Raw genomic sequence first — 1861 nt, 5'->3', positions numbered from 1 at the left:
ACACCGCGGCGCGCCGTGCGAGTGCGGGAATCTCCCCCCTTGAGGGGGAGATGTCGCCGAAGGCGACAGAGGGGGTCGGTACGCCCTGACGCAACGCTCTCTCGCGGACAGAGGATGCCGGCGCTTCACGCGGGGCGACCCCCTCCGGCCTGCCGGCCATCTCCCCCTCAAGGGGGGAGATTGAACTCGCTACGATCGGCGCCAACTCGTCAGCAAGCCGTGCAATCCGCTCCACCCGCTCACCTTGGGTGCCGAGTCTGGCATGGAAGGTGACGCCGAGATGGTCGAGGCGGGCCATGCGCTGGTCGAGCGGCTTTTTGAGATTGAGCCCGAACTTTTCCGCCGATGCCTGCAACTGGTCGAGATCAGGCAGGTCGGCCTGGTCTGTCTTCCAGAAATAGAGCGCGTCGGACAGCCGCGCGCGCACCACCTTGCCGTTGCCGTAGGCGATCTCCTTGCCGCCATCCTTGGCCTCAATATTGGCGGTCAGGATGAAGCGGTTGGAAAGCTCTTCACCGACGCCCTGCGGCCGCGTGACGAAACACTTCTGGTTGGCGCGGATGGTCAGCCGGATCACCTCGGCCGGAATGGCGAGAAAGTCTTGCTCGAACTCGCCCATCAGCACCACAGGCCACTCGACCAAGCCTGACACTTCCTCGAGCAGCCCCTCGTCCTCGACAAGGTCGAGCCTGTTGGCGAAAGCGAGATTCCTGGCGTCGGAAAGGATGATCTCCTTTCGCCGGTCGGCGTCGAGCACGACCTTCGCCGCCTCCAGCTTGGCGGCATAGTCGTCGAAGCGGCGCACGGTGATCGCGCCCGGGGCGTGAAAACGATGGCCGTAGGTTACGTTGCCCGGGCGGATGCCGTCGATCTCGAAATCGACGACCACCGGCTCCTCGGTCTCAGGGCCGAAGGTGCAGAGGATGGATTGCAGCGGCCGCACCCAGCGCAACGATCCGGGTTTCGCCGAGGCCGGCCCCCAGCGCATCGATTTCGGCCATGGAAAATCGCGGATGACGCCTGGAACCAACTCGGCGATGATTTCTTCCGCCGCCCGGCCCGGCTTCGCAATATGGGCGACATAGAAGTCTCCCTTCTTCGGATCGGCATGGATATGCGCCTCGGCGATCGAGGAGAGACCGGCCTTGCGCAGAAAACCCTGGACCGCTTGTTCGGAAGCCTTGGTCGAGGGCCCCTTGATCTCCTCGCTGATGTCCTTCGAGCGCGCGGTCACGCCGCGAATGTCGAGCGCGAGCCGCCGCGGCGTCCAATATTCGCGCGCCGCCTCATAGGTCAGCCCGGCCTCGACCAAACCGTCCGTCATCATCTTCTTCAGGTCGCCCGCCGCCTTGCGCTGCATGCGCGCGGGAATCTCTTCCGAACGGAGTTCTAAAAGCAGGTCGGGCATAAATTAGCTCCTCACCCTCCCTTTGATGGGGAGGGTCGGCGCGTCAGCGCCGGGGTGGGGTGGCGGCGTCTCGGTCACCAGCGCCCTCTGCGTTATCTCTCGGGGCGAGTGATTTCCGTTCTTCCACCGCCGCATAGATCGTATCAAGCACGGAATCCAGTTCGTTTTTTGACTTCATGGTTCCAGAAGCGGATCACGCGATAACCCTGGGTTTCGAACCGCTTCGTTCGGACCTCATCATGGCGCTGCTGGTCATCAAAGCTGTGGTGGGCACCGTCGACCTCGATGATCAATTTCAGCCGACGGGACATGAAGTCCGGAAAGTAAATCCCGACGGATGCTTGTTTACGGAAGTGCGTGCCTTCCACGGGGATTCGCCAGAGATGCCGCCACAAGATGCGTTCCTCATCGGTCATTGCCGCCCGAAGCCGTTGCGCAGACTGCAGCTTGAAC

The 1861-nt window shown here is 62.9% G+C and carries 2 protein-coding genes; both read right to left on the bottom strand.

What is annotated here, in order from left to right; genetic code table 11:
* On the bottom strand, nt 1-1408 hold a 1408-nt coding region (glyS, locus tag EOA85_RS34255; protein ID WP_245486305.1), incomplete at its 3' end, for a glycine--tRNA ligase subunit beta.
* A 143-nt stretch (nt 1409-1551) separates the two neighbouring features.
* Nucleotides 1552-1861, bottom strand: a 310-nt coding sequence (locus EOA85_RS34250; protein WP_127212634.1) for a DUF559 domain-containing protein, incomplete at its 5' end; no start/stop codon positions are given.

Source organism: Mesorhizobium sp. M5C.F.Ca.IN.020.29.1.1 (assembly GCF_003997375.1).
GTDB lineage: Bacteria > Pseudomonadota > Alphaproteobacteria > Rhizobiales > Rhizobiaceae > Mesorhizobium > Mesorhizobium wenxiniae.
Note: the sequence above shows the minus strand (reverse complement) of the source record. Positions and strands in the feature narration are given on the sequence as shown.